The organism is Mesorhizobium sp. WSM4810 (genome assembly GCF_055811235.1).
This window is the reverse complement of record NZ_JBVVQV010000021.1, coordinates 118,994-125,629: the sequence shown is the minus strand read 5'-3', so window position 1 is coordinate 125,629 and position 6,636 is coordinate 118,994. Positions and strand designations below refer to the sequence as shown.

The following is a 6,636-nucleotide window of genomic DNA, read 5'->3' as shown; positions in this document are numbered from 1 at the left end:
TGCGGTTCAAAAAACGCCCCATGCGCCATCTGCGTCAAACTTCGGCCCCCGTGCAAAGCCCTCACAAGGGGAGAAGGGAGAGAGGTGCTGACGCCGGGTGCCGCCAGCGTTCAGCTGCGGTATTGTTCGTCGCTGACTTTCTCCAGCCATTCGACCGGCTTGCCATGAAGGGATTCCTGGATAGCGAGATGGGTCATCGCCGTGGTCGCAGACGCGCCGTGCCAATGCTTCACGCCAGGCGGAATCCAGACGACGTCACCTGGCCGGATTTCTTCTACTGGCGCGCCTTCGCGCTGGACCCGGCCGAGACCGGCCGTGATGACCAGCGTCTGGCCGAGTGGGTGCGGGCGCCAGGCTCGAACGTGACGCTGGCGCCACCGACGCGCGCCGGCTCGGGCGCCTGGAAGAGCGGATCGATGCGCACGGCTCCGGTGAAGTAATCGACCGGCCCGGGGCCGGACGGCTGTGATCCAACTCGCGTGATCTTCATTGTCTCATTCCTTCCTTGAACAGAAGCTGCGCCAACCTGGCCTGCTGCAGCCAAAGCGGCGAAAGCATTTGTCGCGGCAAGGACGTCTCTGCGGGTGATGATCATGTCTCAGCCCCTTCGTTTTCGACGAGGTAGGTCAGAGCAGCTTGTCCGGCGTGATCGGCAGTTCGCGGACGCGCTTTCCGGTAGCGTGGAAAATGGCATTGGCGATCGCTGGCGCGACGCCGACCAGCGCGATCTCGCCGAGGCCCTTCACGCCGAGCGGGTTCACGTGCGGGTCGTGCTCGTCGACGAAGATCACGTCCATGACAGGCGGCGCGTCGGCGTGCACCGGCACGGCGTATTCAGCGAGATTGGCATTGGTGACGCGCCCGTTGCGGGGGTCGACAACCGAGTGCTCCATGAGGGCCATGCCGATGCCGCCGATCATGCCGCCGATGCACTGGCTGCGCGCGATCTTCGGGTTGACGACGCGGCCGGCGCCATAGGCGCCGACCATGCGCCGCACGCGCGTCTCGCCGAGATCGGGATCGACGGCAACCTCCACGAACACGGCGCCGAAGGCGTGCATGGAGAACCGCTTCGTCTCATCTCCGGGAGCGACGTCGGCCGTTGCCTCGATGACTTGGCCGAGACGCTTCACGGCCTCTTCAATATCGTTGGCGCCGGCGCGTCCCAGCGCCTCGTCGCGCGCCTTGCCGCAAGCCGCCTGCACCGCACTGCCGACGCTCGCCATGGTCATGGAACCGCCGTGGATAGGGGCGCGCGGCAGGCGGCTGTCGCCAAGCGTGAATTTGACCCGCTCGATCGGCAGGCCCAGCGTGTCCGCCGCGACCTGCGTCATCGATGTCCATGTGCCGGGTCCCATGTCGCTCGCTGCGCTCATCACTTCGGCAGTCCCGTCCGGCAAGAGTCGAGCCAGGGCCGAGGCGGGTGCATAGTTCATCGGATAGGTGGCGCTGGCCATGCCCCAGCCAATCAACGAGCGCCCGTCGCGCATGGAGCGCGGCTCAGCCGTTCTTCGGCTCCACCCGAAACGCTCGGCGGCGGCCCGGTAGCATTCCCTGGTCGAACGGCTCGAGAACGGGAGGTCCTTGAATTCGTCCCGGTCCGGCTCGTTGCGCAACCGCAGTTCGACGGGATCCATGTTCAGCGCGACCGCCAACTCGTCCATGGCCGATTCGAGCGCATACATGCCGCTCGCCTCACCGGGCGCGCGCATGTAGGTCGGCGTGTGGACGTTCATCGGCGCGATGCGATGTCGCGTGTGGACGTTCGGGCAGGAGTGCAGGAACCGGGTCGCGCTGAGCAGCGCCTCGGTGAACTCCTCGTAGGTCGAGGTCTCCTGGTGGCCCTCGTGCCGGATGGCCTGGAGCTGGCCGTCACGGGAGGCGCCAAGCGCGGCCCGCTGCACCGTGTGAGGACGGTAGCCAACCCCGTAATACATTTCGCGCCGCGACAGCACCAGCTTGACTGGCCGTCCGGCTACACGGGCGCCCAGCGCGGCGAGCGTGACATGCGGCCAGCAGCGCAGCGCCGAACCAAACGCGCCGCCGACGAAGGGCGAGATGACACGGACGTTCTCGGCAGCGATGCCGAACACGGCGGCGATCTCCTCGGCGACGTTGTGCACCCATTGTGTCTTGTCCCACAGGGTCAGGCTGTCGCCCTGCCATGAGGCAATGGTGGCGAACATCTCTATCGGATTGTGGTTCTCGCGCGGGATCACATAGGTCTGGTCGACCCGGAATTCCGCTTGTTCGAAGGCGCTGTCGGGTTCGCCTCGCCGTATCTCCCACTCCGCCGGTTTCCCGGTAGGCAGAACTGGATCGACGCTTTCCATGTCGGTGGCCGCCGCTTCGTGCCGGTAGGTAACCCGCACGACCTCCGCCGCGTAAGCCGCCTGTTCAAGCGTCTCGGCGACCACCAGCGCGATCGGCTGGCCCTGGTGAGTCACTCGGTCGTCCTGCAGCACATGCAGGCGCTCGCCAACGGCTGCGTCCGGGAGGCCCTTATGCGGCTGGTAGGCGAGCCTGGGCGCGTTGCTGTGCGTCACAACCGCGATTACGCCGGGCGCCCGTTCGGCCTCCGCCGTGTCGATGGATGCAATGCGGCCGTTCGCGACAATGCTCCTGACGACGGCGGCATGGGCGAGGTTGGGTACCTCAAACTCGGCGGCATAGGTCGCGGCGCCGGTAACTTTCAGGCGGCCATCGACGCGGCTGACGGATTTTCCGATCAAGGCAGCAGTCATGCGCGTGCTCCCGCGATTTCGACCGCACGCACGATGGCGCGCTGCATGAGTTCGATCTTGAAACCGTTGTGGCCGCGACCCCGTGTGCCGTCTGCTGCGAGGGCCGCCGCCTGGCGGAGCACCGCTGGCTCGAAGTCGGCGCCGGCGAGAGCGGTCTCGACGTTCGACAGGCGCCAGGGTTTCGTTCCAACGCCGCCGAGCGCTACGCGGGCCTGCCGGATGCGAGCGCCGTCCGTCTCGATTGCGACTGCGGCCGAGACCACGGCGAACTCGAAGGAGGCGCGATCGCGTACTTTGAGATAGTGAGACCGCAGTCCTGCCGCCCTGGCCGGGACCGTGATCGCGGTGATCACTTCGCCCGGTTTCAGGACGGTTTCGAGGTGCGGCGTATCGCGGGGAAGGCGATGGAGATCGGAGAGCGGCACGGAACGGTCACCGCCAGCTCCTCGGAGCTCGACCGACGCATCGAGCGCCACCAGGGCAACCGCGAGGTCCGACGGGTGAACGGCGATACAGTTGTCGCTCGTGCCGAGCACTGCGTGCCAGCGGTTCTCGCCGTCCAGGGCGGCGCAGCCGGAGCCAGGCACGCGCTTGTTGCATGCCTCGTAGCCGACATCGCGAAAGTAGGGACAGCGTGTGCGCTGAAGCAGATTGCCGCCCATGGTCGCCTGGTTGCGGACCTGCGGGCTCGCCGAATTCAGCAGCGCCTGGGATATCAGAGGGAACTGCTCGACCACAGCTTGATGGGCGGCCACCTCCGCCATCGTGGCGGCGGCGCCAAGCCTCAGGCCTTGCGGACCGATCTCGATGCCGTCGTCGAGAACTCCCGCGAGGCTCACAAGCCGATCCGGTCGGCGGACATTCTCCTGCAGAAGCTGCACCATATCGGTGCCGCCGGCGATGTATTCGACCGGCGCATCATTGCGGCCGGCTTGAGCGCCGAAGCTGAGTGCGGCAGAGAGATCCCGCGGACGTTCGAGCACAAAGGGATGCATGGCTCAGCCCTCCTGCGTCGAGTTGGACACGGCAGCCGCGTCCTGGATGGCCGCGACGATATGGTCGTAGGCGCCGCAACGGCACAGATTGCCGCTCATCCATTCGCGGATCTCCTGCGGCGACCCGGCATGGCCTTCGCTGATGCAGGCGACGCCGGCCATGATCTGCCCCGACGTGCAATAGCCGCACTGGAAGGCATCGCGCTCGATGAAGGACGCCTGCAACGGGTGGAGCTCATCGCCCTGCGCCAATCCTTCGATGGTTTTGATGTCGCGGCCCTGAGCGAGCGCCGCGAGCGAGAGGCACGCCTTCACGCGCATGCCATCCATCAACACCGTGCAGGCGCCGCATTGGCCAAGGCCGCAGCCCTTCTTCGAGCCCGTCAGATGCAGGTGCTCGCGCAGCGCATCCAGCAGCGTCGTGCGCGGGTCGAGCGAAAGCCGGTGCTCCGTCCCGTTGATGCGCAGCGACACATCGAGCGGCGCCGTCGCGGCGCCGGCAGCCTGTGCCAGCGCCGGAGATATAGCTCCGGGCACGAATTGTTCTCCTAAAAGAGCACCGCCAGTCACAGCAGCCGCTTGCATGAGCTCCCGGCGCGTTATGTCCGAACTGGCTGTCGAAGTTCTTTGGCTATCAGACATGTCGATTGTCGCTTCCGTGATGATCCGCCAAATTCGCGGCCCAAGATATGGATGGCCCCCGGCCCGAAGACACGCTGAGTGCGTGTGCGACGCTAAAAGCTTAGGGCGCTTGAGGCGCCTTGATTAGCGCCCGCTCCCCGATAGGACCTATCGGTCGGGGCCATGAATGGCAGCGACGCGAATGAACTGCCGCCGGTTCTTCCTTCATCGTCATTGCTCAGACGGGTTCGCGCCACCGTCCGGGAAATTTGCGGTGCTCTCGGCAATCGCGATCGATTGAGTGTGTGCAGTTCCCTCGATTAGTCCGTATAATCCGCCCAAACTTATGGGGCGGAACCATAAATGCAGCGCGGACGACTCGATATGCTTCTGGCCTTTCTGGCGGTTGCGCGGGAGGGCAGCTTCACGCGCGCCGCTGCGCAGCTCGGAATTTCGCAGTCCACGCTCAGCCACACGGTCCGCGATCTGGAAGAGCGGCTGGGCATTCGGCTGCTGACGAGAACGACCCGAAGCGTTTCGACTACAGAGGCCGGCGAGCGGCTGCTGCGCAATATCGGCCCGCGCTTTGAGGAGATCGAGGCCGAGGTCGAGGCGTTGAGCGAATTGCGGGAGAAGCCCGCCGGCACCATTCGGCTCACGGCAAGCGATCACGCGTTCAACGCCGTCATCTGGCCGAAGCTGGCAAAGCTCCTGCCCGACTATCCCGACGTCACCGTCGAGGTCTTCCTCGACAACGCATTGACCGATATTGCTGCCGAACGGTTCGACGCGGGCGTGCGAATGGGAGAGCGTGTTGCGAAAGACATGATCGCGGTGCGCATCGGACCAGACATCCGCTTCGCCGTCGTCGGGACCAAGTCGTATTTCGCCAGGCGGCCGCCGCCAACGACGCCGCAGGAACTGACCGACCACGTTTGCATCAACCAGCGCTTTTCCATCAATGGCGGGCTTTGGGCCTGGGATTTCGAGCGCGACGGTCGCGAACTGAAGGTGCGGGTGGACGGCCAGATTGTCCTCAATGGCACCCTCGACATTCTCGAGGCGGCGCTGGCTGGTTTCGGCCTCGCCTATCTGCCGGAGGATGTCGCGGAGCGTCATCTGGAAAGCGGCCGCCTGATGCGGGTGCTGGATGAGTGGTCCCCGCCCTGGCCGGGATATCACCTCTACTATCCCAGCCGCCGTCAAGCGTCGCCGGCTTTCGCCCTGCTCGTCGATACGCTCCGCTTCTCGGGTTGAGGCCATGCAGTGCGAAGCGTCTTCGGCCAGGATTGACCGTTCAGTACCGCCGGAACCGGTCAGCCGAAGACGAACGCCATCAGCAGCTCCGGCTCGATCACCGGCGCCCGCACGACGTTCAATTGACCACGGTACCGACGTTCGCCCGTGCCGAGGACAAATCCGCTGGTGACCGGCGTTTCACCGTTGATGTCGAGGCGCGCAAAAATGTCGGCGACGTTGAGGTCCAACGCCAGCTTGAGGTCGTGCCGCGCATCGTCGTTTGGTCCGGAAGGCAGTTGGCGCTTCACCAGTTGCTGGAACGGAACATTGAAAGTCAGGATCTTCTTCGATGACGTCAAGGCAAATGCAGGCGAGGGGCAGGCAACCAGTATGGCGTTGATTGTCGTTATTGACGCGAGCTTACTCAACGTCACGTTTTCCTTCGCCTGTCCGCGTATGCAGGCTACCCGGATCGCGGATGTCAGATTGCTACTCTGTGGCTGAACTCCGGCTATCTCATCTATGAGCATGCCGATCGTGCACTTCCGGCTCTCAGCCATTTGCTTCAGCGATATCCAAAAAGCCCGCTCCAGACGGATCCCGCGGCGTGTTCCGCCACGCGCCACAACTCGAAATTCCAGGCCAAAATCCTCCTTGGCGAGCGGCAGGAGTAGCGGATCGGGATTGCTGGGGGGAGAGAAGCTAGCGTTCACTCATGGCTTCCTGACGCGCCTTGTTGATCGGCTTCAAAAGGAAACTCAGGATCGTCTTGCGTCCGGTCTCGATGTCGAGAGCAGGTCACGCCCGGGATGATCGGATAAGCCTTGCCATCCCGTTCGATCGTCGAAATCGAAAATGTGATGAGGAGGCCAAGGCGCTTGCCAATGGCCACTTTGATTATCGTATTCGTTTCTACCCCCACCCACGCTTCTGCCCGGTACTTTTTAGATGGCCAAGCCTTCTCACCGAAGCTTTGAAAAATTATCCGATAAATTCTTCGAATACGTGAGTGTTTATTGATCTAGGGCCGGCCAAGA

Annotated in this window: 5 protein-coding genes and 2 pseudogenes; 1 reads left to right on the top strand and 6 read right to left on the bottom strand. The window is 64.1% G+C overall.

What is annotated here, in order from left to right; genetic code table 11:
• Positions 1–110: 110 nt before the first annotated feature.
• From AC0L3O_RS25775 to AC0L3O_RS25760, 4 genes and pseudogenes are all read right to left on the bottom strand, one after another.
• Positions 111–490, bottom strand: a pseudogene (locus AC0L3O_RS25775) ((R)-mandelonitrile lyase).
• A 136-nt stretch (positions 491–626) separates the two neighbouring features.
• Positions 627–2,744 carry a xanthine dehydrogenase family protein molybdopterin-binding subunit gene (locus AC0L3O_RS25770; protein WP_473616959.1) on the bottom strand — a complete coding sequence of 706 codons (2,118 nt, stop codon included), beginning with the start codon at positions 2,742–2,744 and terminating at the stop codon, positions 627–629.
• Entirely contained in the window at positions 2,741–3,739 is a 999-nt protein-coding gene (locus tag AC0L3O_RS25765) for an FAD binding domain-containing protein (RefSeq protein WP_023796969.1), read from the bottom strand. The genes AC0L3O_RS25770 and AC0L3O_RS25765 overlap by 4 nt, the downstream gene beginning before the upstream one ends.
• Positions 3,740–3,742: 3 nt before the next feature.
• Positions 3,743–4,381, bottom strand: coding sequence for a (2Fe-2S)-binding protein (locus AC0L3O_RS25760; protein ID WP_473523033.1), 639 nt, complete (start codon positions 4,379–4,381; stop codon positions 3,743–3,745).
• Positions 4,382–4,723: 342 nt separating this feature from the next.
• Between AC0L3O_RS25760 and AC0L3O_RS25755 the strand changes: the two genes are divergently transcribed.
• Positions 4,724–5,617 carry a LysR family transcriptional regulator gene (locus tag AC0L3O_RS25755; protein ID WP_287238403.1) on the top strand — a complete coding sequence of 298 codons (894 nt, stop codon included), beginning with the start codon at positions 4,724–4,726 and terminating at the stop codon, positions 5,615–5,617.
• Positions 5,618–5,676: 59 nt separating this feature from the next.
• On the opposite strand, the gene AC0L3O_RS25750 is transcribed toward AC0L3O_RS25755, so the two are convergent.
• Together AC0L3O_RS25750 and AC0L3O_RS25745 are read right to left on the bottom strand one after the other, a co-directional pair.
• Entirely contained in the window at positions 5,677–6,312 is a 636-nt protein-coding gene (locus tag AC0L3O_RS25750) for a ribbon-helix-helix domain-containing protein (protein ID WP_287238402.1), read from the bottom strand.
• Positions 6,302–6,446: pseudogene (locus AC0L3O_RS25745) on the bottom strand (HlyD family type I secretion periplasmic adaptor subunit); the annotation flags it as partial. The gene AC0L3O_RS25750 and the pseudogene AC0L3O_RS25745, both read right to left, overlap by 11 nt.
• Positions 6,447–6,636: the final 190 nt, after the last annotated feature.

Bases quoted from the DNA above. Each gene is read 5' to 3' on its own strand.
- AC0L3O_RS25770 (WP_473616959.1), bottom strand. From the start codon at position 2,744: ATGACTGCTGCCTTGATCGGAAAATCCGTCAGCCGCGTCGATGGCCGC.
- AC0L3O_RS25765 (WP_023796969.1), bottom strand. From the start codon at position 3,739: ATGCATCCCTTTGTGCTCGAACGTCCGCGGGATCTCTCTGCCGCACTC.
- AC0L3O_RS25760 (WP_473523033.1), bottom strand. From the start codon at position 4,381: ATGTCTGATAGCCAAAGAACTTCGACAGCCAGTTCGGACATAACGCGC.
- AC0L3O_RS25755 (WP_287238403.1), top strand. From the start codon at position 4,724: ATGCAGCGCGGACGACTCGATATGCTTCTGGCCTTTCTGGCGGTTGCG.